This window comes from Allokutzneria oryzae, assembly GCF_042429765.1.
Classification (GTDB): domain Bacteria; phylum Actinomycetota; class Actinomycetes; order Mycobacteriales; family Pseudonocardiaceae; genus Allokutzneria; species Allokutzneria oryzae.
The window spans coordinates 41371-63590 of sequence record NZ_JBHLZU010000010.1 but is presented as its reverse complement, the minus strand read 5'-3'; the positions used below and the strand labels follow the sequence as shown (position 1 = coordinate 63590).

General features: G+C 71.3%; 23 protein-coding genes. 16 read left to right on the top strand and 7 right to left on the bottom strand.

Features of this window, described 5'->3' with window-relative positions:
• Positions 1-5 precede the first annotated feature (5 nt).
• The 4 genes from ACFFQA_RS11495 to ACFFQA_RS11480 all read left to right on the top strand — a co-directional run bounded on the left by ACFFQA_RS11495 (position 6) and on the right by ACFFQA_RS11480 (position 3417).
• Positions 6-701, top strand: a complete 696-nt coding sequence (locus tag ACFFQA_RS11495; protein ID WP_377851765.1) for a hypothetical protein — start codon at positions 6-8, stop codon at positions 699-701.
• Entirely contained in the window at positions 701-1249 is a 549-nt protein-coding gene (locus ACFFQA_RS11490; RefSeq protein WP_377851764.1) for a PEP/pyruvate-binding domain-containing protein, read from the top strand. Before ACFFQA_RS11495 ends, ACFFQA_RS11490 begins: the two co-directional genes overlap by 1 nt.
• A 15-nt stretch (positions 1250-1264) precedes the next feature.
• Positions 1265-1933: a ceramidase domain-containing protein gene (locus ACFFQA_RS11485; protein ID WP_377851763.1), complete on the top strand. Its 669-nt coding sequence runs from the start codon at positions 1265-1267 to the stop codon at positions 1931-1933.
• Positions 1934-2361: 428 nt separating this feature from the next.
• Positions 2362-3417 carry a LacI family DNA-binding transcriptional regulator gene (locus tag ACFFQA_RS11480; protein WP_377851762.1) on the top strand — a complete coding sequence of 352 codons (1056 nt, stop codon included), beginning with the start codon at positions 2362-2364 and terminating at the stop codon, positions 3415-3417.
• Here the strand turns inward: ACFFQA_RS11480 and ACFFQA_RS11475 are convergent.
• The gene (locus ACFFQA_RS11475) at positions 3400-4599 is read right to left on the bottom strand and encodes a cytochrome P450 (RefSeq protein WP_377851761.1); all 1200 of its coding nucleotides are present in this window, start codon (positions 4597-4599) and stop codon (positions 3400-3402) included. The two genes, ACFFQA_RS11480 and ACFFQA_RS11475, sit on opposite strands and share 18 nt — an antisense overlap.
• Positions 4600-4672: 73 nt before the next feature.
• On the opposite strand from ACFFQA_RS11475, the gene ACFFQA_RS11470 reads away from it, so the two are divergent.
• Positions 4673-5869: a cytochrome P450 gene (locus ACFFQA_RS11470; RefSeq protein ID WP_377851760.1), complete on the top strand. Its 1197-nt coding sequence runs from the start codon at positions 4673-4675 to the stop codon at positions 5867-5869.
• Between the two features lie 176 nt (positions 5870-6045).
• Here the strand turns inward: ACFFQA_RS11470 and mtnA are convergent, their stop codons facing one another.
• Positions 6046-7053 (bottom strand): S-methyl-5-thioribose-1-phosphate isomerase, encoded by a 1008-nt coding sequence (gene mtnA / locus ACFFQA_RS11465; RefSeq protein WP_377851759.1) that lies wholly within the window; start codon positions 7051-7053, stop codon positions 6046-6048.
• A 21-nt stretch (positions 7054-7074) separates the two neighbouring features.
• Between mtnA and ACFFQA_RS11460 the strand changes: the two genes are divergently transcribed.
• From ACFFQA_RS11460 to ACFFQA_RS11450, 3 genes are all read left to right on the top strand, one after another.
• Positions 7075-8127, top strand: a complete 1053-nt coding sequence (locus ACFFQA_RS11460; RefSeq protein ID WP_377851758.1) for a gamma-glutamylcyclotransferase family protein — start codon at positions 7075-7077, stop codon at positions 8125-8127.
• Between the two features lie 71 nt (positions 8128-8198).
• Positions 8199-8825, top strand: a complete 627-nt coding sequence (locus tag ACFFQA_RS11455) for a DUF4232 domain-containing protein (RefSeq protein WP_377851757.1) — start codon at positions 8199-8201, stop codon at positions 8823-8825.
• A 31-nt stretch (positions 8826-8856) separates the two neighbouring features.
• Entirely contained in the window at positions 8857-9648 is a 792-nt protein-coding gene (locus tag ACFFQA_RS11450) for a transporter substrate-binding domain-containing protein (protein ID WP_377851756.1), read from the top strand.
• A gap of 71 nt (positions 9649-9719) precedes the next feature.
• On the opposite strand, the gene ACFFQA_RS11445 is transcribed toward ACFFQA_RS11450, so the two are convergent.
• The 3 genes from ACFFQA_RS11445 to ACFFQA_RS11435 all read right to left on the bottom strand — a co-directional run bounded on the left by ACFFQA_RS11445 (position 9720) and on the right by ACFFQA_RS11435 (position 12045).
• Complete coding sequence (locus ACFFQA_RS11445; protein WP_377851755.1) at positions 9720-10808, bottom strand: CU044_5270 family protein; 1089 nt, start codon at positions 10806-10808, stop codon at positions 9720-9722.
• The gene (locus ACFFQA_RS11440) at positions 10801-11385 is read right to left on the bottom strand and encodes an RNA polymerase sigma factor (protein ID WP_377851754.1); all 585 of its coding nucleotides are present in this window, start codon (positions 11383-11385) and stop codon (positions 10801-10803) included. Before ACFFQA_RS11440 ends, ACFFQA_RS11445 begins: the two co-directional genes overlap by 8 nt.
• Before the next feature lie 375 nt (positions 11386-11760).
• Positions 11761-12045 carry a hypothetical protein gene (locus tag ACFFQA_RS11435; protein WP_377851753.1) on the bottom strand — a complete coding sequence of 95 codons (285 nt, stop codon included), beginning with the start codon at positions 12043-12045 and terminating at the stop codon, positions 11761-11763.
• A gap of 27 nt (positions 12046-12072) precedes the next feature.
• On the opposite strand from ACFFQA_RS11435, the gene ACFFQA_RS11430 reads away from it, so the two are divergent.
• Positions 12073-12534: a hypothetical protein gene (locus tag ACFFQA_RS11430; RefSeq protein ID WP_377851751.1), complete on the top strand. Its 462-nt coding sequence runs from the start codon at positions 12073-12075 to the stop codon at positions 12532-12534.
• On the opposite strand, the gene ACFFQA_RS11425 is transcribed toward ACFFQA_RS11430, so the two are convergent.
• Entirely contained in the window at positions 12467-13462 is a 996-nt protein-coding gene (locus ACFFQA_RS11425) for a hydrogen peroxide-inducible genes activator (RefSeq protein ID WP_377851749.1), read from the bottom strand. The two genes, ACFFQA_RS11430 and ACFFQA_RS11425, sit on opposite strands and share 68 nt — an antisense overlap.
• Positions 13463-13555: 93 nt before the next feature.
• Here ACFFQA_RS11425 and ACFFQA_RS11420 point away from each other — a divergent pair, with 93 nt between their 5' ends.
• The 3 genes from ACFFQA_RS11420 (at position 13556) to ACFFQA_RS11410 (ending at position 15546) form a co-directional block, all read left to right on the top strand.
• Complete coding sequence (locus tag ACFFQA_RS11420) at positions 13556-14110, top strand: peroxiredoxin (RefSeq protein WP_377851748.1); 555 nt, start codon at positions 13556-13558, stop codon at positions 14108-14110.
• The gene (ahpD, locus tag ACFFQA_RS11415; RefSeq protein WP_377851747.1) at positions 14110-14646 is read left to right on the top strand and encodes an alkylhydroperoxidase, AhpD family; all 537 of its coding nucleotides are present in this window, start codon (positions 14110-14112) and stop codon (positions 14644-14646) included. Before ACFFQA_RS11420 ends, ahpD begins: the two co-directional genes overlap by 1 nt.
• Before the next feature lie 69 nt (positions 14647-14715).
• Positions 14716-15546, top strand: a complete 831-nt coding sequence (locus ACFFQA_RS11410; protein WP_377851746.1) for a hypothetical protein — start codon at positions 14716-14718, stop codon at positions 15544-15546.
• 295 nt (positions 15547-15841) lie between these two features.
• On the opposite strand, the gene ACFFQA_RS11405 is transcribed toward ACFFQA_RS11410, so the two are convergent.
• Positions 15842-17584: a M14 family zinc carboxypeptidase gene (locus tag ACFFQA_RS11405; protein ID WP_377851745.1), complete on the bottom strand. Its 1743-nt coding sequence runs from the start codon at positions 17582-17584 to the stop codon at positions 15842-15844.
• Positions 17585-17954: 370 nt separating this feature from the next.
• Between ACFFQA_RS11405 and ACFFQA_RS11400 the strand changes: the two genes are divergently transcribed.
• The 4 genes from ACFFQA_RS11400 (at position 17955) to ACFFQA_RS11385 (ending at position 21703) form a co-directional block, all read left to right on the top strand.
• Positions 17955-18215 carry a hypothetical protein gene (locus tag ACFFQA_RS11400; protein WP_377851744.1) on the top strand — a complete coding sequence of 87 codons (261 nt, stop codon included), beginning with the start codon at positions 17955-17957 and terminating at the stop codon, positions 18213-18215.
• A gap of 7 nt (positions 18216-18222) precedes the next feature.
• Entirely contained in the window at positions 18223-18471 is a 249-nt protein-coding gene (locus ACFFQA_RS11395) for a hypothetical protein (protein WP_377851743.1), read from the top strand.
• A 65-nt stretch (positions 18472-18536) separates the two neighbouring features.
• Positions 18537-21326, top strand: a complete 2790-nt coding sequence (locus tag ACFFQA_RS11390) for an FtsK/SpoIIIE domain-containing protein (RefSeq protein ID WP_377851742.1) — start codon at positions 18537-18539, stop codon at positions 21324-21326.
• A complete protein-coding gene (locus ACFFQA_RS11385) occupies positions 21323-21703 on the top strand; it encodes a hypothetical protein (protein WP_377851741.1) in 381 nt (126 codons plus the stop codon). Before ACFFQA_RS11390 ends, ACFFQA_RS11385 begins: the two co-directional genes overlap by 4 nt.
• The last annotated feature ends 517 nt before the right edge of the window (positions 21704-22220 follow it).

The following is a 22220-nucleotide window of genomic DNA, read 5'->3' as shown; positions in this document are numbered from 1 at the left end:
GGTAGATGACGTCCGTTGCCGAGGAGTTTCCCAAGGAGTTGGCCCACCACGCGACCGGCACCCCGTTGGCCGGTCTGCCCGAGATGGATGGAGCGGACTGGGTCGCCACGCTCGCGCCGGTGCCCGGCGCCGAGCGCCTGCCGGACGCGGTGCTGGCAGGCGGCCTGCTCGACCTGGTGCGCGGCGTGTCCGGCGCCGACTTCGAGCGGCTGGACCGCAACCGCATGCTGCTCGACCTGCGGATGCGCCGACCGCTGTGCGCGAGCACCACGACCGAGCTCCGCGTGCGCCCCGCTCTCGACGGCGCGTCGTGGGCGGTGCGCGCGGTGCAGGACAACAGGGTCGGCTGTTCGGGAACGGTCGAGCTGACCGAGGCCACCGTCACCGTGCCGACCGGGCATGACGAGGACGTGCTCGGTGTTACCGAGATCGTGGACGCGGCGCGGCGGTTCGCCATCGCCCAGGGCGGAGTCCGGTGCCAGCCGGACGCCTCGGTGCTGCTCGGGATGCGCGCCGAGCTGCACAGGGGCCTGCCGCGCCGGCTTCCACTCACCCTGACCTGCGAGCCGGAGTCCGGCGGGGTCGGGAGTGCGGTCCACCTGCTCGGCAAGGGCGGCGTGCGCCTGGGGCACGTCCGGTTCGACTGGCTGGCCGCGAGCGCCACGGTCCCCCGCTGGCGGAACGTGGCTCGGGTCGCCTGATGCCGCGCCTGGTCACCGTGGACTTGCCCGCGCTGCTCGACCCGTCCGTCGTCGGGCACCGCTTCGCCCGGCAGGCCGCGCTGCACAGACAGGGCTTCGGCGTGCCGGCCTTCTTCTGCGTGCCCGCCGCCGCGCTGGAGCACGTGATCGGCTCGGTGCTGGACCGGCTCGCCGTGCCACCGCCCCCCTGCTACCCGGACCTGCTGACCTGGTCGGAGTCGGCGGGCAAGGAGATCAGGGCGACCGGTGTCGACGACGAGCTCGCGGTGGACCTGCGTGCCGAGTTCGACCGGCTCGTCGGCGCCGACGGGCTGGTGACGGTCCGGGCCTGTGTCTTCGGCGGGCACGACAGCGCGGGCAACTCCTTCGAAGGCATCAGCGACACCTACCACTACATCCCCCGGCACCAGTTGCTCGACCGGGTCGCCGACTGCTACGCGTCGGTCTTCTCACCACAGGCTCTGCTGCACGCCCGGCACCGGGGAATGGACCTGCGCGCCATCCGGGTCGCGGTCGGCGTGCAGCGGACCGCCGTGGCCCGCCACTAGCGAACCGGGGGTTCGATGGCCTGGAGCGACTACATCGACGACTACTGCGAACGAACCGCGCCGGGCCTGTTCGCCGAGCCGCTCAACGCGATCAGCAACCTGGCGTTCCTGGCCGCCGCGTTCGCACTGTGGCTCGCCGTCCGCCGCTCCGCGCCGTCGCGCCCGGCCAGCCTGCACCTGCTGGTCGTCCTGCTGGCGTTGATCGGGCTGGGCAGCGGCGCGTTCCACACCGTCGCGACCGGCTGGGCGCAGTTCCTCGACGTCTTCTTCATCGCCGTGTTCATCCACGTGTACGTGGTCTGCTTCCTCCACTGGTTCTACGGCGTGCGGTGGTCGCTGGCGTGGCTCGGCGCACCGGCCTTCGCGCTGTTCAACCTGCTGATGACGGCGGTGACCGGCGGCGAGGGCTCAGCGTCCTACCTGCCCGCGCTCGCCGGGCTCGCCGGGTTCACCGTGGCGCTGTCGGTGAGCCGCGACGCGGCGCTGGCGCGCTACCGGATCTGGTTCGGCACGGCGACCGGCGTGTTCGCCGCCTCGTTGCTGCTGCGCTCGGTCGACATCGCGGTGTGCCCCACGTTCACCCCGGGGACGCACTTCCTCTGGCACGCCATGAACGCGTGCGTGTTGTACCTGGTGGGACGCGCCGCCGTGGCGCGCGCCACCGAACCCCTCCCCCAGGTTTAGGGGTTTCTCCCGATGTTGTGGGGGGTCGGCTTCGGCAGGATTTCTCTCAGCGGGCGGGGGTACGCCGAGGGGTCGCACCTCCGCTCCGACAAAGGCCGGGGGGACGCGCCGGGGGGCGCGGGGAACAAGGGGGAGTCGCGGCGCGGCACGGACGCGGTCCGGTTCGGGGGGACCGGATGTCCGTGGCCGCGGCCGCGGCTATTTGTCCGGCTGTTTGACCAGCTCGTGACCATCTTGTGCAGCACTTCGGAATCGAACAACCGAATGTCCGGCAGCCATCCGAGTGATCGCGTTCGGCATTCCGCGACCGGCACGGACAAGCCCCTAGAGTGGCACCGGTTCGGCGCCGTCGAGGGGGTTGTGAAGTGGGCACCAGGTCAGCGGCCGACCGACCGGAAGGCGATCGCGTCGCGACACCGGTTCCGGCGGTGCGACGCGGAAGGCCGACGCTGCGCGAGGTCGCGGCGGCGGCGGGTGTGGACGTCTCAACGGCGTCCCGGCTGCTGCGCGGCCAGGACATGCCGTACCGGGCGGAGACCAGGCAACGCGTGCTCGACGCCGCGGAGAAGCTGGGCTACCGCCCCAACCAGCAGGCCCGCGCGCTGCGGCTGCAACGGCAGCAGGCGATCGGGCTGCTCGTGCCCGACCTGGACAACTTCGGCTTCACCCAGATCCTGCGCGGCGTCCAGGAGGTCGCCGCCGAGCAGGAGTACACGCTCATGCTGGTCGAGGCGGGCGCGGGCGCGGGCGAGGGCGGGGGCATCAGCTACGAGCGGCTCGGCCTGGAGGGCCGGGTCGACGGCATCCTGGTCGCCTTCGCCAGCATGGACGACCCGAACGTCCAGGAGTGGGCGGAGCGCGAGCGGCTGCCGATGGTGCTGGTCCAGCGCGGCACGCCGAGCTACCCCGCCTCCGTGGTGATGGACGAGCAGCGCAACGTCGCGGTGATGGTGCAGCACCTCGTCGAGCTGGGCCACCGGCGGATCGGCCACGTCAGCGGGCCGCTGCGCACCGACACCGGCCTGCGCCGCCAGGAGGGGTTCGCCGCGGCCATGCGCGAGCACGGGCTCGCGGTCCGCCCGGAGTGGATCGCCGACGGCGGCTTCCACTGGACGGGCGGCCAGCAGGCGGCGCGCGAGATCCTCGACGTTCCTGCTGAGGAGCGCCCGACGGCGCTGGTGGTGGCGAACCTGATCAGCGCGCTCGGCACGCTCAGCGCCGTCCACGACCTCGGCCTCACGGTGCCGGGCGACCTGTCGGTGATCGCGATAGACGAGCACATCGTCGCCGAGCACACCAACCCGCCGCTGACCACGGTGCAGACGCCGCAACGCGAGCTGGGCCGCCGCGCCGCGCAGATGCTGCTGAGCTCGCTCAGCGGCGACAAGCCCAGCCGCGTGATGATCACCGACCCGCCGCCGACCCTGGTGGTCAGGGCCTCGACCGCGCCACCCCCGCCCGACGGGTCAGCGGACAACGGGTAGGGCGGAGATCCCGTATACGGCCATGTCCTGGCGGAACTCCACGTCGGCGAGGTCGATCGCCAGGGACAGCGCCGGCAGTTCGCGGGTCAGGGCGGTCAGGGCCGCGACCAGTTCGGCGCGCGCCAGCATCTGGCCGAGGCACTGGTGCACGCCGAAGCCGAAGGCGATGTGGCGGTTGGCCGGACGGCGCAGGTCGAGGGTGTCCGGATCGGGGAAGACCCGTTCGTCGCGGTCGGCGGAGGCCAGCGCCACGATCACCCCGTCGCCCGCGCGCATCAGCCGCCCGCCGACCTCGACGTCCGAGGTCACGGCGCGCGCCACCCCCTGCTGGACGACGCTGGAGAACCGCAGCAGCTCCTCGACCGCTCCCGGCACCAGGCCGGGGTCGGCGCACAGCTCCGCCCAGCGCTCTCGCTGCGTCAGCAGGGTCAGCACGCTGAGGCCGATCATGTTCGCCGTCGTCTCGTGCCCGGCGACGAGCAGGAGGCGGGCGATGCCGACCAGCTCCTCGTGGGTGAGCTCGCCGGTGTGGACCCGTTGTGCCACAAGGCGACCGAGCAGGTCGTCGCCCGGGCTCCCCGTCTTGGCGCGAACCAGGCCGTCGAGGTAGTCGCGCAGGTCCTCAACGGCCCGCGCGACGTCCTCGGCCGACGCGGACCGGTCGAGCTGGACCTGGCTGCGCTCGGCGAAGAAGTCGCGGTCGGCGTAGGGCACTCCGAGCAGCTCGCAGATCACCAGGGACGGCACCGGGCGGGCGAAGACCTCGACCAGGTCGACCGGACCGTCCACCGCGGTGAGGTCGGCGAGGCACTCCGCGACCACCTTGTCGATCACCGGGCGCAGCGCGTCCACGCGCCGGACGGTGAACTCCCCCGTCAGCATCCTGCGGAAGCGGGTGTGGTCCGGCGGGTCCATCGCCAGGAAGACCCCCGGCGGCGGCGGGCCCTCGGGGAGCGGGCGGATCTGCGGGTAGCCCGGCGCGTTGGGCACCGAGCTGAACGCGGGGTCTCCGAGCACCACGCGGGCGTCGGCCTGCCTGGTCACGAACCACACCAGCTGGCCGCAGCGCAGCCGGACCCGCGACACCGGCAGCTCCGCGCGCAGCCTGACGTAGTCCGGCGGCGGGTCGAAGGGATCGCCGCGCCGCATCGGGTAGTCCAGCACCGCCTCGTCGTCGCCCACCTCGCCATCATGCGAGATTTCCCATGGCCACGGTGCCGGTCCCGGGTGTGAGGATCACTTCAGGAGGGCTGACGTGACTGATGAGATCCCCCGTTTCCCGATGGCGCGCTGCCCGGGTTTCGACCCGCCCGCCGAGTACGAGCGGCTGCGCGCGGAGCTGCCGGTCGCCCCGGTCCGCCTGCGGCACGGGCAGACGGCCTGGCTGGTCACCCGCTACGCCGACGTGCGGCGGGTGCTCAGCGATCCCGCGCGGTTCAGCTCCGACCCGGCGAAACCGGGCTACCCGCAGCTGCGGCCGGTGGTGGACGAGGCGGCGAGGCCGGGCAGCTTCCTGGTGACCGATCCCCCGCAGCACACCAGGTACCGCCGCATCCTGGCCGCGGAGTTCAGCGCGGCGCGGGTGGAGGCGCTGCGCCCGGCGGTCTCGGCGATCGTCGACGACTGCGTCGACGACCTGCTGGCCGACCCGCGACCCGCCGACCTGGTGCGCAGGGTCTCGGTTCCCGTGCCGGCCAGGGTGATCAGCCTGCTGCTCGGGGTGCCCGAGTCCGACCGCGAGTTCTTCATCGACCGCAGCCGCCGCCACCTCGACCGCTCGCTGCCCGCCGACCAGGTGGGCACCGCGCTCGCGGAGCTGGAGGGCTACCTCGACGAGCTGGTCCTCTCGCGCGTGGACGATCCCGGCACCGACCTGCTCAGCAGGCTGGCCGTGCGGCACCTGCGCACCGGGGAGCTGACGCGGGAGGAGTTCGTCGGCATGTCGGTGCTGCTGCTCGTCGGCGGCTTCGAGACGACGGCCAACGCGATCGCGCTCTCCGTGCTGGCGCTGCACGAGCAGCCCGAGCAGTGGGCCGCGCTGCTGGCGGAGCCGGACCGCGCCGCGGGCGCTGCCGACGAGCTGCTGCGGTACCTGGGACTCGCCCAGCATGGGGTGGTGCGGGCCGCGGTCGCCGACGTCGAGGTCGGTGGGCGCACGATCAGAGCGGGTGAGGGCGTGATCCTCGCGCTGTCCTCGGCGAACCGGGACTCGGAGCACTTCGCCGACGCCGACCGGCTGGAGGTCTGCCGCCCCGCGAGTGACCACATGACCTTCGGCTGGGGCATGCACAAGTGCATCGGGCAGCACCTGGCCCGGCTGGAGCTGGACGTGGTGCTGCGGACGCTGGTGCGCAGGGCACCGGGACTGCGGGTCAGCGTCGCGTTGCGGGACCTGGAGTTCCAGATGGACGCGCCGTTCTACGGGGTCCGGGAGCTGCCCGTCGCCTGGTGAGGCGGTGAGGCGGGTGCGGGGTCAGGGGGATTGGCCTCCGCCGCCTTGGGGCCAATCCCCCCGAACCCTTGTGGTGACCCCTGTCTGGGACCGGGGCCTCCGCCGCGCCCTGTGTGAGCGCTCTCATAGAGTGACCCGAGCGGCCCCCGGAGTCAAGCGTCAAATACGGACAAAGTTCAGCTTGCCCGCTCTCCCTGCGCGGGACGGATCACCCGGCGCTCGGTCACGATCGCGGTCACCAGGTCGGCGGGGGTGACGTCGAAGGCGGGGTTGACCGCACCGGTGCCCGAGGGAGCCATCCGGGTTCCACCGACGACGAGCACCTCCTCGGGGTCGCGCTCCTCGATCTCGATCGAGGAGCCCTCGGGAGTCGCGGCGTCCACAGTGGACTCAGGGGCCGCGACGACGAACGGGATGCCCGCGCGGGCCGCGGCCAGCGCGAGCGGATAGGTACCGACCTTGTTCGCCACGTCGCCGTTGGCCGCGATCCGGTCCGCGCCCACGATCACCGCGTCCACCATGCCGCGCGCGATCAGCCCCGCCCCGGCGCCGTCCACGACCACCCGGTGCGGCAGCCCCAGCTCGGCGAGCTCGGTCGCGGTGATCCGCGAGCCCTGGAACAGCGGCCGGGTCTCGTCGGCGAAGACCATGCGCACCAGCCCGTCCTCCTGGAGCGAGCGCACGACGCCCAGTGCGGTGCCCCAGCCCACGCAGGCCAGCGCGCCCGCGTTGCAGTGGGTGTGCAGTGCGAGCGGCCGATCACCGAGCTGCTCGCGCAGGAAGTCCGCGCCGCGCCTGCCGAGTGCCTTGTTCGCGGTGACGTCGGCGGCGGCCAGGTCCAGCGCGGCGAGCAGCACCGCGTCCGCCCCCTCGTCGACGAGGGGGAGCACCTGCTCGACACCCCAGCGCAGGTTCACCGCGGTCGGCCTGGCCGACGCGATCAGCTCGGCGTCGCGGCGCACCCGCTCCGCGTCGTAGCCCGACCGCTCCGAGACGGCCGCCGCCAGCGCCACGCCAAGGGCACCAGCGGCGCCGAGCAACGGCGCTCCTCTGATGACCAGGCGTTTGATCGCGTCGACCAACTCATCCACAGTGGACAGTCGAAGCAGCCGGAGTTCGGGAAGCATGGTCTGGTCGATCGTCTCAACGTGCCCGTCGACCCAGGTGATGGTGGTCCGTTCCACGGGTTCCGTACGGTACCGGGGATGCCCCCGCCGTTCAGCTCCTTCAGGGACTCTGATTTCCCGGCCGATCCCTACCCCGGCGCGCGCCCCGACGGCTCCTTCCTGCACGAGGAGAACGGGCGCGGCGTCATGCTGCGGCCGGGTGCCGGATCGTGGCTGCTCGGTGACTCGGACAGCGAGCTGGACGCCTGGCTGGCCGACCGCGGGCACGCACCGCTGGCCGAGCGGGTTCCCGTGCTGGTCTACGGCTCGAACCAGTGCCCGTCGAAGATCACCTGGCTCCGCGAGACGCTGCGGCTGCCGGGTCCGGCCGTCGTCCTGCGAGCGAGGTGCGGCGACCTGGCCGCTGTGTGGGCGAACGGCCTGCGCAAGCGCGACGGGGCGCGCCCGGCCACCCTGGCGGCCATGCCGGGCGTCGTCGAGACGCACGCGGTGTGGATGGCGACGCCGGAACAGATCAGGGTGCTGGACGTGTGCGAGGGGCGCGGCCAGCGGTACGGGCTCGCCCGCGTGCGCAGCGGCACGATCACGCTCGACAACGGCTCCATTGTGGACGGTGCGGTGAGCTACGTCGGCCTGACCGAGATCCGCATGCCGCTGCTGCGCGACGGCGAGATGGTGCGATGCGCGGAGGTCGACCAGTACGCGGCTCTCGCGCTCCGGGGAACCACCGGGCACCACGGGCTCAATGTGTCCTTTGTGGATGGAGTTCCGGAGCCTGACGAGTGGCCGAACCGGCTCTTCGTCTACGGCACGCTCCAGCCGGGCGCATCGGCGTGGCGGCTGATCGAGCCCCTGGTCAGCGGCGCGGGGACGGCGGGGCGCCTGTCAGGGAAGCTGTACGACACCGGACTCGGCTATCCCGCGCTGCACCTCGGTGACGGCTCCGGAGTGCCTGGACGTGTGCTGGAGCTGCGCGATCCCGCTGCCGGACTGCGTGTGCTCGACGAGTACGAGGGCGAGGACTACCGCCGCATCCGGGTTGCCGTGGACAACGGGCTGACGGCGTGGACCTATGTTTGGACGGCCCCGGTCAGCGGGATGGTGGAACTTGCGTCGGGGTGGCTGATCTAGGCGGGCCGCCTGCTCCGTTCCGGTGTAAAACGGGACATGACCGGGTACTCCTTGACAGGGAGGTCCTAGAGATGCGTCGTATCGGACAGGCAGTCGCCGGCAGCGCCGTGCTCCTCGTGGCGATCACCGCGTGCGGCACACCACCGCCAGCGCAACCCGCGGCCCCGAACCCGCTCGCGGCAACACCGTCGACGACCTCCAGCGTCCCGCCTCCGGCCACACCGGAACCCCCGAAGGTCGCTCCGGGCGAGCCGCATCCGGAGGGCGCCAAGCCCGCGACGACGCGGTGTACGGCCGCCGACCTGCGTGGCGAGATCAAGGACAGCGACGCCGGCGCCGGTCAGCGCTACGCGACGCTCGTGGTGACGAACAAGAGCGGCAAGCTCTGCACGCTCTTCGGCTACGGCGGCATGGAGCTGCGCCGCAACGACGGCGAGGCCGTGCCGACAAGGGCGGAACGCAGCGCGGACCCCGGCCCGAAGACGGTCATGCTGCCGCCGGGGCAGAAGGCGGGCAAGAAGCTGCACTGGAGTCCGATGCCCGCGGGCAACGAACCGACGGACGGGCCGTGCGCCCCGACCGCGGACGTGCTCGCGGTGACGCCGCCGGACGACACCCAGCAGTTCATCGTGCCGTGGTCGAACGGATTCGTCTGCAACGGCGGAAAGATCGACGGCACCGCGTACTTCCGCATCTGATCAAGGGCGCCTCGGCATTAGGGTGCAGCCCATGCGTGCCAAGGCGGTTCTGATCGCGGTGGTGTCCGTGCTCGCGCTCGGGTCGGTCTCCTGCGCGAGCCCCGACGAACAGGGTGCGGGCACCCGGCTCGACGAGGTCGGCAAGCGTGGTGAGCTCCGCGTGTGCAGCACCGGCGACTACCGGCCCTTCACCTACCGCGACCCCGCGACCGGGGCGTGGAGCGGGATCGACCTGGACATGGCCGGTGATCTCGCCAAGCGCCTCGGCGTGCGGATGACGATCGTGCCGACCACGTGGAAGACCCTCGTCGACGACTTCCGTCGCGGCTGCGACATCGCGGTCGGCGGGGTGTCGATCACCCTGGAGCGCGCCCGGCACGCCTTCTACACCAAGGCGTACGTGGTCGACGGCAAGACGCCGATCACCCGCTGCGAGAACGTCGGCCGCTTCCAGACCCTTGAGCAGATCGACAAGCCGGGGGTGCGCGCGATCGTCAACCCCGGCGGCACCAACGAGCAGTTCGCCCGCGCCAACCTGAAGCAGGCCACCGTCGTCGGGCACCCGGACAACAACACGATCTTCGAGGAGATCGAGGCGGGCCGGGTGGATCTGATGATCACCGACGCCGCGGAGACGCGGTGGCAGGCCAAGCTGCGCCCCGCGCTGTGCTCGGTGCACCCGGAGAAGCCGTTCACCTTCTCGGAGAAGGCCTATCTGGTCCCGCTCGGCGATGTCGTCTTCCAGCAGTGGGTCGACCAGTGGCTCAACCTGGCGCTGCACGACGGCACCTACGAGCGGATCGCCAAGCCCTGGCTCGGCTGAACCCCTTGTGGCACAAGGAAAGGTGGATCGCGCCGCCCCCGATGCGACGCGATCCACCAAGTGTGCCACGCCTACTTGGCAGGCGGGGTCCCGGCGTCGGCGACCACGCCCGTGCGCAGAGCGCTGGAGGTGCGGACCGTGCCGGGCTGCAGACCGCCGTCGGCCTCGGCGACCACGGAGCGCTCACCGATGTACTGGCCGGTCGCCGGATCGATGATGATCTCGCGGAACTCCTTGCCGGAACGCACGCCGAGCGCGGTTCCCTTGCGCCCGTCCAGATTGGCGACATCAGCGGTGGTGGTCATGCTCGGCACGAGTGCCAGCGCGCGGTAGAGCGCGGCGCGGACGTCCGCGGGGACTCGGCCGGTGCCGAGGAGCGAACCGACGCCCGTCACGACCGCCGCGTCACCGTGGGGGTGCTCCGCGACGAGCCGCTGGTAGAGCTGCTGGGGGTCCTTCGGCAGGCTCGCGAGGAACTCCGGCGTCGGGTTGTACCAGTCGCCCTTGTCGCAGGACCTCTCACTGCCCTTGGCGAAGTAGGAGAAGTTGCCGCACTTGGCCCGCCACTCGCCGAGCAGTCCCTTCGGCGTCCCCGCGGGTTTTCCGCTTCCTTCCAGACCCGGCACCCACGCCGGCTCACCGATGTCCGCGCGCCGCTCCAGCCAGTCGGCGCCACGGTCGCCCGGAATCCACGTCTCCTGGATGCCCGCGCCGTGGGAGGCGGTGCCCTCGCTGTAGGTGGAGATGCCGTCGAAGAGCAGCGCCCGGTACAGGTACTGGCCCGGCCCGACCTGGAGATCGGTGTTCACGGCGGCCAGGTCCGCGGCCTTGTTGAGCTTCGCGACTGCCTCCGCGTGCGCCTCACCCGCGCTGTCGAAGCCGATCGCCTGCGAGAGCAGGCCACCGGCCGTGAGCACCCCGACCGCGGCGGCAGCGGCCAGCCAGCGGCGCGGCTTCCTGCTCGGCGCGCTCTTCTCGGTGGTGACGGCGGGGGCGTCCTGGGTGATCGTCAACTCGTCCTCCGGTGTCGTGGTGCTCTCACTCATGGCGGCGAACAACCGCGCGCGACCGGACTGGAACGCGCTCTCGGTCATGTCCGGCACGTCCGCGAGGCGGTCGAGGCCCGCGTCCAGCGCCCGGTCCAGTTCTTCGTCACGCATGTCCGTCCTCCCGTTCCCCGCGCTGCGCGCGAACGGCGCGGCTAAGACTCCTGGCGTCCATCCGGTTCGAGAGCTGCTTGCGCATCCGTCTCCGGATGCGGTGCAGCGACGTGCGAACCGTGACGGGGTGCATGCCGAGCGCCTCGGCGATCTCGGAGGGCGTGAGGTCCGTCCACGCCGACATCAGCAACACGTCCCGGTCACGGAGCGGCAGCTCGGCGAGCATCGACGCGAGGTGCTCGGACACGGCGTCGGCGTCCGCGACGGACACCGCCCGCTCACCGATGTCCTCGGTCTCCGCACGCCGAGCGCCGTCCCGCGTCCACGCCCGCATCCGCCGTTCCTCGGACCGGGCGTGCCGCCGCACCAGGTTCGACGCGGCCCCGTACATCCAGGCCCGCGTCGAGTCCGCGTCGAACTCGATCTCCTCCCGCCGCTGCCACAGCAGCAGGAACGTCTCGGCGACCAGGTCGTCGGCGGCTTCGGTGCCGACCCGCCTGGCCAGGTAGCGGTGCAGCTGGCGGGCACTGTCGTCGTAGAGCGCGCCGAGGGCCGCTGCCGGGTCCGGTCGCCTCACTCCGGACCCCTTCGATTGCGCCGGTGGCGCGACTGTTCGCACATCAGGTACCTGCCCGAGCCCTTCGAACCCGTTCCGAGAGTGTGATCACAGCCACATCACACCCGGTTGTCCGCAGGTCGCGCCGGTGCTGCCACCCTCTTGGGTCACACCGGCGCTGCCGGTAATAGTTGTGCGGCCCGCCGCGGCGGGCAGTGACCCGTCGCCGTGGGCTGGAGTGTGAAGAATGTTCGGAGGGTCGGTCCGCCGGTGGTGGTGGGCGGCACCGGGATGGCAGCGGCTCGGCGCCGCCGTCGGCGGGGCCGCGCTCAGCCTGGGCACTCTCGGCGGTGTCGGCGCGGCGGTCCGTCCCGTCCCGGCCCCTGTCCCGGCGGCTCAGCCGCCTCCGGCACCCAGCAGCCCGGCCGTGGCGACCACTCCGACGGCGACGACCACCACGACCACGGAGACGACCACCACGCCGCCACCCCCGGAGCCCACGACCACCAAACCCAAACCGGTCGCGCCGCCCAAGAAGAGCAGCGCCCCGCCTCCGCGCACCACGCAGCCGCCACCGAAACCGCCCACGACCACGAACTCCTTCTTCGCGACACCGGGAGCGGTGTGCCCCAGGGAGGGCGACTTCGGGCTGAGCGTCGAAGGCAAAGCGTTGCTGTGCATGAAGAAACCCGGTGAGCCGAAGCCACGGTGGCGGCAGTTGTGAACGCGGCCCGGCTGAACTCCGCCCCGCCGCGCGGCCTGCTCCCGGACGGAACCGTGCGGACCACCGGCTGGCTCGTGATCGGTGATCGACAGATCAGTTCCGGTGTGCTGCTGGGGCTCGCGTTCTTCCTCGTCCCCTTCGTCACCGCGCCGTGGAGCAGCGTCGGCGTGCTGCCGTTGTTCACCGCGGCCACGGGCTACGGGTTGTGGAAGCTGTTCACCGCAGTGCTCTTCCCGGCTTCGCGGGCGCAGAACCTCGGCGCTTGTCCCGCGTACCGGCTCGCGCCGGGGCAGGACGTGCGGCTGCACGGGGAGATCGGGCCCGTCGCCCGCCTCGTCGACGTGGGCCTGCACGGAGGTGGTGTGGTTCGCATTGTGATCAGCGGCGGGACGGAGCTGTGGTGGACAGCTGACCGAGCCGTGCAACTGGTGCGGCTGGTGGACTGAGCGCCGGTCGGACCGGCAGGCGGCGGACGCGGATGACGCGGCGCAGCTCCTCGGCGATCTCGGCGTACTCACCCGCCCGCCCCGCACTCGACCGGTGCACCAGGCCGATCCGCCTACCGGGAGCAGGAGCCTCGAAGCGCAGCACGGACAACCCCGCGCGACGTGCTTCCAGTGACACGGCGGTCTCCGGCAGCAAGGTGGTCCCCATGTCCGCGACCACGAGCTGCACGAGCGTGGTGAGGCTGACCGCCCTGGTCATCTCGGCCACCGCCGCGCCGACCTCGTGGCAGACGTCGAGCGCCTGGTCGCGCAGGCAGTGGCCTTCCTCCAGCAGCAGCACGTCCAGCTCGCGCAGCATCGTGACCGGGACCGGCCCCTCGGTGACCGAGCCGCCTTTGGGGACCACCAGCACGAAGTCCTCGTCGTAGAGCGGGCGCTCGGTCAGGCCACGCCCCTCGGCGGGCAGGGCGAGCACGGCGACGTCGAGCCTGCCGCTGCCGATGCCCTCAACCAGCCTCGCGGTGCGCTCCTCGTGCACTTCCGTGTCCAGCAAGGGATAGGCGCGGCGCAGCGCCCGGAGCGCGGTCGGCAGCAGGTACGGGGCGACCGTCGGGATGATGCCGAGGCGGAGCTTGCCGGAGAACGGCGTCGCGGCTTCGGCGGCCTGGTCGGTGAGGGCCTCCATGGCGTCGAGCACCCGGCGGGCGTGCGGCAGCAGCCTGTCCCCTGTTGGGGTGAGCACGACCCTCCGTGTGGTGCGTTCCACAAGCCGCGCGCCGAGCGCCTCCTCGCAGCCCGCCACCGCGGCGGAGAGCGTGGGCTGGCTCACCCCCAGGGCGGACGCGGCCTGGCTGAAGTGCAGATACTCCGCGACGGCGAGGAAGGCGCGCAGCTGCGCGAGCGACGGCTCGCCCGGATTGATCGGCATGGCCTATAAGTCTAAGAAATGGTGCTGATTTCTCGATGAATCGGCCTGCCGTCCAGGATGTGCGCGACGACCCAACGATCAAGGAGCACGAAGTTGCTGACTGTCGGCCAGCAGTTCCCGGAGTACGCGCTGACCTCTTGCGTGTCGCTGGACCCGGAGAACGCGTTCGAGACCATCGACCACAAGTCCCACCAGGGCAAGTGGCGCGTGGTCTTCTTCTGGCCCAAGGACTTCACGTTCGTCTGCCCGACCGAGATCGCCGCGTTCGGCCGCCTCAACGACGACTTCGCCGACCGTGACGCGCAGGTGCTCGGCGTCTCCGTCGACTCGGAGTTCGTGCACCACGCCTGGCGCAAGAACCACGCGGACCTGCGCGACCTGCCGTTCCCGATGATGAGCGACATCAAGCGAGAGCTGTCCGAGGCGTGCGGCGTGCTCGGCGCGGACGGTGTCGCCCAGCGGGCCACCTTCATCGTCGACCCGGACAACGAGATCCAGTTCGCGATGGTCACCGCGGGCTCCGTCGGCCGCAACGTCGAGGAGGTCCTGCGGGTGCTCGACGCGCTGCAGACCGACGAGCTGTGCCCGTGCAACTGGAACAAGGGCGAGTCCACCCTGGACGCCAACAAGCTGCTGGCCGGCGCCTGATGTCGCTGGACGCGCTCAAGGCGGCGATGCCGGACTACGCCAAGGACACCAAGCTGAACCTCGGCTCGGTGATCGGCACCTCGACGCTGCCCAAGCAGCAGCTGTGGGGCACCGCGGTCGCGGTCGCGGTGGCCGCGCGCAACGCCGAGGTGCTGCGCGAGCTGGTGGAAGCCGCGAGCGAGCACGTTCCCGCCGAGGTCGTCACCGCCGCGAAGGCGGCCGCGTCGATCATGGCGATGAACAACATCTACTACCGCTCCAAGCACCTGATCGGCGACGAGGAGTACACCAACCTGCCCGCGCGGCTGCGCATGCAGGTGATCGGCAACCCCGGCGTCGACAAGGTCGACTTCGAGCTGTGGTGCCTGGCGGTCTCCGCGGTCACCGGCTGCGGGATCTGCCTGGAGTCGCACGAGAAGGCGCTGCGCAAGGCGGGCCTGTCGCGCGAGACGGTCCACGAGGCGCTGCGCATCGCGGCGGTCGTGCACGGGGCCGCGGTCACCCTGGAGGCGGAGCGCGCTCTGGCCCAGGTCTGAGGCACGGAAGCGGTGAAGGGCCGGTCGTCGACCGGCCCTTCACACGTCTGCGCCACAATGGCTCCCACGATGGTGGACGACGAGCTGGAGCTGCTGATCACCGTGGTGGTCGGCGCCGAGAACGAACGGCAGGCCCGCGAGGCCTGTCGTGAGCTGGTCAACCGCGTCGGCGGTCGGATCGTGGAGGCGGGCGACTGCTCCGACGAGGAACCGGGCTGCTGGTCGGTGACGATCAGCCAGCCGAGCTCGGAGCGGGTCTCCGAGCACGTCACGGCCACCCTGGCCAGGGCGGTCCGCAGGTTCGTCCGCGAGCTCGGCCCGGAGTTCGGCACCCCGCAGGTGGCCTGCGAGCTGCCGACGGCGTGGACCGTGCTCGACGAGCCCGCCGCGGTCGGCCGCCTGGTCCCCGGCTGCGAGCGGCTGCTGGTGGAGGCCTGGGTCGGCGGCAACCCGCTGACCGGCGAGTTCGTCGTGGAAGGCGGCGAGGACCCCGACGAGAGCGAGCAGCCGACCACCGAGGCGCCGTGGGACTTCGAGGCCCCGGACGTGACCCACGTGCTGTGGCTGTCGGTGGACGTGGCGACGGACAGCCCCGCGAACGCCCAGTGGCAGGCGCGGGCGGTGGCCAGCCGCCTCGCGCGCACCGCCCAGGTCGTGGAGTGCGCGGAGAGCGAACCGGGACTGCGCCGGGTGGACATCAACCTCGGCCCGGTGGTCTGCGACAACGCCCAGGTGCTCCAGGACGTGGTGCGCCCGCTGGGCCGCGAGGGCTGGGACATGCTGTGGGAGGGCGAAGCCGGAGCGATCACCTGGATCGCCGCCACGGCCCCCGCCAACGGCATCGCCGCCCTCCAGCTGGCAGTGGAACCGCTCCCCCGCACCCCCACCTCGGCCCCCTGAGTCCCGTTTCGTTCGGGAGCACCCTTTCGCGCTGGACGGGCCTGAGCCGCCTGGCGCCTTCTCGGCATGCCCGCCGCTCGCTAGGCCCCTCGCACCACACTCACGCACCCGGTGGAAACGAACCCAACTCCCCGGCGGTGTCCATATTTGGACCACTCCGATGGGACGCACTTATGTCCGGGAGCCTGAGCCGGTAGCGGATCCTGCTCCCCCGTTTTAGACCCGACCCCGGCTAGCCCGCCACCTGTTCAAGGTGAGTGGGCTAGCCGGGGTGGATGGTCAGAGAAATGCGGCGTTACCGCGCGGGGAGCCAGGTCGCGGTGATCGGGCCCCAGTTGCCAGCCGCGTCCTGGGCGCGGACATAGGCCAGGCGCTTCGAGCTGCCCAACGACGCCGTCGGGACCACGCCGCCGATCTCCACCGTCGCACCCGTGCCCCGGACCTCAAGGACCTGGGGTGTTCCGCCCGCCCACGGGGCCTTGTCGAGGTAGACCTCCGCCGCGGTCACGTTCTGCGCCGCCGGGCGACCGACTCCCGCTCGGCCGTACGCGTCGTCGTCCGCCTTCGCCGTGAAGGAGGCGAACTCACTCCGGGCCCGCTGGACGACGATCTGCGACACCGTCGGTCCCTGAGCCGCGACGTAGGGCTTGGACGCGACCTTCGCCGCGTACAGCAACGCGTTCTCGTTCTCCTTCCAGAAGCGGTCCTGGCAGGTGTAGGCCGGGTGGAAGCCGGAGCACTCGCCCGACGGCGGGCCGATCTCGTAGGTGAAGGAGGCGATGCCGAGCTTGTCGTAGGCCCAGTCGTCCGTGGTGCCCGAGGCGTCGTAGAGGACCTCACCCGGCTGGCCCGCGTCGTAGCCGTTGTAGTGGTTCATCCGGAACGCCATCGAGCGGAGGCCGGAGTCGTTGGGGGCCTTGGTGTTCCCGTCGTAGCCCCAGGGGAACAAAACCAGGTTGGAGTACGTGTGCAGGGTGATCATCGCGCCGCGGGTGGTCAGCGGTGCGGGATCGGTCGGCGCCGGGCCGCGCTGGTCGGCGAAGAGCTTGGTGAACAGCGTCGCGAGCTGCGTGACCTCTGGCTCCGATGCCGCCTTCGGTCCTTTGTAGACCTGGTTGCAGGTTCCGGTCGACGTGCCTGCCTTGCCCCAGTTGGAGTCCCAGTTGCGGTTGAGGTCGATGCCGTACTGCGAGGAGGAGCCGCCGCGGCAGGGCTCGTTCCCGTTGGTGTTGTTGATGTTCTTGCGCTGCCAGGCCGTGCTGGTCGACCCGGTTCCGGTCTTCAGGCCCTCTTCGACCCACTGGATGCCGTCGGGGTTCACCTGCGGCACGACCCAGATCTCCGTGCCGTCCAGCAGCGCGGTGACCTCGGCGTCGGTGGTGTAGCCGTCGACGAGCTTGGTGATGTAGCGCCACGCCAGCTCACTGGTGGTCAGTTCGCGCGCGTGGATCTGCGCCATCAACAGGAACCGGGGTTTCGCCGAGTTCGGATCGGTCTTGCAGCCCGCGGCGGCGTTGGCGGTGAGGCACAACGCTTCGAGCGTGTTACCCGCACCGGGGTCCTGGGTCTTCTTCCACGAGTCGCCGTACTCCACGCGCCGCGCCAGGGCCGGGTACGCCGCGGCGACGTCGCGGGTGAAGGAGTGGAAGCCCTCGACCGTGCGGTAGCCGCCGTAGTGCGTCGGATAGTCCTTGTCCGCCAACAGTTTCGGCTTCGGGTACGCGGCAGGGGCAACCACCGCGCCCGCTGCCGGGGCCGTGCGCAGGACCCGTGCGCCCTGTGCAGCGAGCTCCGCCTTCGTCTCCGCCGTGCCGAGGACCTGGACCTCGGTTCCCTGCCTGGAGACCACGTCGAAGCCGCTCGCCGCGAGCCGCTGGGCGAGGGCCGCCGCATCCTGGCCGGGCGCGGTCACGTGGAGGACCTGGGGTTGCTCGGCGCCGGGGACCGCGGTCGCGGAGTTCGGCGCGAGGGCGGCCACCGTCAGCGCGGCCGCGGTGACGGCCACTGCGCTGCGGAGACGACCTGGGCGTCTTGGCATGGAGGGAGCCCCTTCCGTCAGGTTCGACCAGGAGATCCTGTTGCCGGTCGAGGAGCACCGACAATCCGCCAGACGGCCCACTGCCTCCACAGACAGCGGGCCGGCCACGGCGGCACCAGAGGGTGAGTTACTTATTTTCGTCACTTTGCCTATACGCGTCATTCGATCACCGGCTTGCGCCGGACGGCTCCCATCCGAACGGAAGATCCACTGGTGGGGGCGACGGCATCGGCCCTGGACGCCCGATCAGCCGATCTTGTTCCCTCGTGCTTGCGCGCGGACACCGGACCGGTATTACTTTCGGAGTGCGGCCGTGGGGCCCACAGGAGTCGGCCGCAGTGCACGACGTGTTGGAAAGGGCTGAAGCGACATGGCAAGCGTCGAGCAGGTTCGAGCGGGAATCAGCCTGGCCACCGAGAAGGCGAACGAGAGCATCGCAGCCCTGCAGCAGGCCGCCTCCGCCATCGAAGAGGCGCAGACCGCGTTCGTCCAAGCCGCCGAGGGCAGCGCGCAGGACGACGCCGAGAAGATCCAGGGCATGTTCACCCAGATGCTTGAGGACCTCGGCAACGTGCAGAACGGCGTGACCCAGGCGATCTCCACCGCCGAGGACTACGCGAACCGGCTGTAAGCCACCCGTGTCCATCGCCGAGTTGAGGGCCGCGTTCGAGGTGGTGCTCCAGCACCTCGGCGCGGCCGGTCACCACGCGCGCGGCGCTCGGGAACGGCTGACCGAGACGCACGAGGTGCTCGACGACCTCTCCCGCGACCACCAGGGTTCACTGGTGCCGCCGGAGCTGGCGAAGGCTACTGACATGCTGGAGCGGGTGCTCGCCGCTCTCGCGGAGGGCTCGGACGCGGTGGAGAGCTTCTCCTCGGCCCTGTGACGGCCTGGGTGGTACACCGTTGATAACTTGATCATGGGTACATCAACAACGCCGTGGGGTGAGCGTTGAACAAGCGGACCGAACGCCGCAAGAAGATCGAGCACGCGTTCGAGGAGTTCCGCGAGACCGTGGGCTTGGCCCTCGGCGCGGCCGCCCGGGACCACTCGCGGGCCGCGGTGGCCCATGCCCGCAGCATGTTCGAGCTCTGGCTGCGCCAGACCGGGGTGACGGCCGCGGTCGACGACCCCGCCTTCCGCCGCTGCCTGGACAACCCGCTGCTCAAGCCGGTCGTCCAGCACGCGCTCGACGAGCACCAGGACATCTTCACCGGCTGGACCGGCCAGGGGCCGCTGGAGCTGCACCGGCTGGTCGCCGAGACCGCCCCCGGCCCCGCCGGGGAGCCGTGGCAGACCTGGCTCGGCCACGCGGGCCAGCGCGACGGCAGCGGGGACGTGCCGGGGCTGTGGCGGATCGGCTCCGCCGTGATCGACCGCGCCCCGGAGCGCGAGGAGTTCCCCGCCGCCGTCCCGTTGCTGGACGAGTCGCACCTGTCGTTCAGCTCGACGCCGGAGACCCGCGCGCAGATCGAGGCCACCGTCGAGGCGTTGCTGCTGCGGCTGATCAGCTTCTTCCAGGCAGGGGCGGTCCAGCTGCACGTCTGGGACGTCGCCCAGCTCACCGGCGCGCTGCCCGGCCTCTACCCGCTCGCGCGCGCGGGCCTGCTGACCGTGCACGACCCGGCGCGGCTGCACGAGCTGCTCGACGAGTTCGCCGAGCACATCCGCCGCATCCACACCAGCGTCCTCGTCGACGGCAGACCGTCGCTGCGCGCGGTGGCCGACGCGACCGGCAAGCGCACCGAGCCGTGGCGGGTCGCCGTGCTCTTCGGCAACCGCACCGCGCTGGAGGAGCAGCTCCAGCAGAAGCTGCAGCGCATCGCCCGCAACGGTTTGGCCTGCGGCATCCAGCTGATCCTGGTCGATCTGCCGATCACCGTGAACTCGCCGCTCGAAACCATCAGGGTCGGCAAGGACGGGGTCATCCGGAGCTCGATGACGGGGCAGCACGCGTCGGTCACGCTCGACCCGCAACTGCCCCGCGAACAGGTCACCAGGGCGTGCGGCGCGATCTCCGAGGCGCTGCTGGAGCGGCGCAGCCGGGTCTGCACCTTCGACGACCTGCTGCCGGACGTGCGGTGGAGCTCCGCGTCCTCCGCCGGGCTGGAGGCGCCGGTCGGCTACCACGAGGGCGAGCCGGTCTCGATGATCATCGGCGACGCCTCCCCGCACGTGCTCGTCGGCGGGCCGAGCGGTTCCGGCAAGACCAACTTCCTCTACGCGATGCTCGGCGCGCTGGTGGCCCGCTACTCCCCAGACGAGCTGGAGCTCTACCTGCTCGACTTCAAGGAGGGCGTGTCCTTCGCGCAGTTCACCCCGGGGCGCAAGGACCCGAGCTGGCTGCCGCACGCGCGGCTGGTCGGGGTGAACGTCAACGCCGACCGCGAGTTCGGGCTGGCGCTGCTGAAGTTCCTCGCCGACGAGATGCGGCGGCGGGCGGACGCGGCCAAGCACCACGAGGTCACCAAGCTGGAGGAGCTGCGCGCCGAGGACCCCGGCGGCCGCTGGCCGAGGATCGTCGCGGTGATCGACGAGTTCCAGTACCTCTTCGCCGAGCGCGACGCGGTGACCAACCGCGCGGTCGGGCTGCTTGAGGACGTGGCGCGGCGCGGCCGGTCGCAGGGCATCCACCTGGTGCTGTCCAGCCAGGACGTGTCGGGCATCGAGGCGTTCTGGGGCAAGCCCGCGATCTTCGAGCAGTTCGTGCTGCGGGTGGCGCTGCCCAAAGCGCGGCGGGTGCTCGCCGAGACCAACCTGGCCGCCATGGAGGTGCCGCGCAGGCACGCGGTGCTCAACCACGACTCCGGTGTGCGGCACGGCAACGAGATCGCCAGGGTCCCGGACGCGACGAGCAAGGGCACCTTCGACGCGCTCCAGCTCGAACTGTGGCAGCGCAGACCCGAAGGGCTGTCGGAGCCGCTGCTCTTCGACGGCGAGAAGGTGCCTCAGCTGTCCACTGTGGACGACTTCACCGAGCTGCGCCCCGGCGGCGGGGTGCCGACCGCGCTGCTGGGCCAGGTCATCGACGTGAGCGGCAGCGCGGCGAAGGTCCGGCTCGTCCGCTCGCCAGGCCGCAACATCGCCGCGATCGGCTCGGTGCTGCGCGACGCGACCGGAGTGCTCGGCGCGGCGGCGCTGTCGCTGTCCCGGCAGCACGCGCCGGGCGAGGCGGACTTCACCCTCGCGTACCTGACCGAGGACGCGGCAGCCGGCGCGCACCAGCTGGCCGCGGAGCTGAGAGCCGCAGGGCACGGCGTCGAGGAGATCAACCTCGACGGCATCCGGGCGAAGCTGGACGCGATCGCCGAGGGGCTGAACGCGCGGCTGTCGGGGACCAGCACCGAGGCCGCGCGCCCGCACTACGTGCTGCTCTACGCGATCGACGCGGCGTATCCATTGCTGGAGCAGAAGAACCCGACGACCCGCCAGTCCGGTTTGGACGTGATGAAGCTCGTGCTCAAGCACGGCCCGGAGCACGGCACCCATGTGATCGGCTGGTGGCGCAGCGCCCAGCGGCTCAAGGGCTCGCTGATCGGCGGCGCGCTGGACGACATCGGCAGCTGGGTGGCGCTGGACGTGCACGGCCAGGAGCTGTCCAGCCTGGCGGCCGGGCAGATCATCAGCTGGGCGCCCAGGCCGCGTCGTGGCCTGTTCTTCGACCGGTTCGAACACGCCAAGCCCGAGGTCGTGATTCCCTTCGACGTGTCGGGCGCGATGACGGGGGGCGAGCAGCCGTGAGCGGCGAAGGCCTGTCGGCGAGCCAGCGGTACCGCGAGATCACCGGTCGGGTGGACGAGGCGGTGCAGCGCACGCGGACGCACGACAAGGAACGCGCGCGGCGGCTGGAGCTGGAGGTCGAGCAGAACGGCGAGCGGCTGGCGCGCGCCGCCGACCGCGAACGGCTGGTGCGGATGAGCGTGGAGACCCAGTGGGAGTCCGCGGTCGAAGCGCTGTGGGACGAGCGGTGGCTGACGATCAAGCCGCTGCCCAAGCCCGCCGAGTCCGTGCCCGCCGCCGACCAGAACCACTTCGACGGCGAGGTCGAGCGCACCCGACAGGCGCTGGAAGAGGTGCTGGCCAAGCGAACCCTGCTGCGGCGCGGCAAGCGGGACTAGCTCCTGCCCTGCAAGTCGTCCCGATCCCCCAAGGCGGCGCCACCCCCGTCCCCCCGTGCACGCGTGGGCTGGTCGGCGTGGTCGTATTTTTCGCGTTTTGTCACCTTCTTGCGCAAAAGAGCGCTCCCATTTCGCATTAAGGTGACAAAACGCGAAACGAAGGGCACGCGGGTGAGGGCGCCAGGGGATGGCGAGGTGCGGCGAGGTGCGTTACCGCTCGCAGGGCACGACCTAAGCCCTCCCGCCGGCCCTTCGAATTGGCGGACCACCCCGGCACCGCGCCGCCCCCTGCGTCCCCACCGCCTCCACACCCCCGCCCCCTCCGCAACCCCGCCACCCCCGTACCCCCGCGCTCCCGTGCACGCGTGGGCTGGCCGGCGTGGTCGGGGTTTTCGCGTTTTGTCACCTTCTTGTTCAAGAGAGCGCTCTCTTTTCGCATCAAGGTGACAAAACGCGAAAAGAGGGGCGCGCGGGTGGCGGGTTCCGGGGTGGGGGCGTCGCGTCGTCGGCGAGGGAG

Coding starts and splice junctions, on each gene's coding strand:
- ACFFQA_RS11495 (WP_377851765.1), top strand. CDS start 6: ATGACGTCCGTTGCCGAGGAGTTTCCCAAGGAGTTGGCCCACCACGCG.
- ACFFQA_RS11490 (WP_377851764.1), top strand. CDS start 701: ATGCCGCGCCTGGTCACCGTGGACTTGCCCGCGCTGCTCGACCCGTCC.
- ACFFQA_RS11485 (WP_377851763.1), top strand. CDS start 1,265: ATGGCCTGGAGCGACTACATCGACGACTACTGCGAACGAACCGCGCCG.
- ACFFQA_RS11460 (WP_377851758.1), top strand. CDS start 7,075: ATGCCCCCGCCGTTCAGCTCCTTCAGGGACTCTGATTTCCCGGCCGAT.
- ACFFQA_RS11455 (WP_377851757.1), top strand. CDS start 8,199: ATGCGTCGTATCGGACAGGCAGTCGCCGGCAGCGCCGTGCTCCTCGTG.
- ACFFQA_RS11450 (WP_377851756.1), top strand. CDS start 8,857: ATGCGTGCCAAGGCGGTTCTGATCGCGGTGGTGTCCGTGCTCGCGCTC.
- ACFFQA_RS11445 (WP_377851755.1), bottom strand. CDS start 10,808: ATGCGTGACGAAGAACTGGACCGGGCGCTGGACGCGGGCCTCGACCGC.
- ACFFQA_RS11435 (WP_377851753.1), bottom strand. CDS start 12,045: ATGCACAGCAACGCTTTGCCTTCGACGCTCAGCCCGAAGTCGCCCTCC.
- ACFFQA_RS11425 (WP_377851749.1), bottom strand. CDS start 13,462: ATGCCGATCAATCCGGGCGAGCCGTCGCTCGCGCAGCTGCGCGCCTTC.
- ahpD (WP_377851747.1), top strand. CDS start 14,110: ATGTCGCTGGACGCGCTCAAGGCGGCGATGCCGGACTACGCCAAGGAC.
- ACFFQA_RS11410 (WP_377851746.1), top strand. CDS start 14,716: ATGGTGGACGACGAGCTGGAGCTGCTGATCACCGTGGTGGTCGGCGCC.
- ACFFQA_RS11405 (WP_377851745.1), bottom strand. CDS start 17,584: ATGCCAAGACGCCCAGGTCGTCTCCGCAGCGCAGTGGCCGTCACCGCG.
- ACFFQA_RS11400 (WP_377851744.1), top strand. CDS start 17,955: ATGGCAAGCGTCGAGCAGGTTCGAGCGGGAATCAGCCTGGCCACCGAG.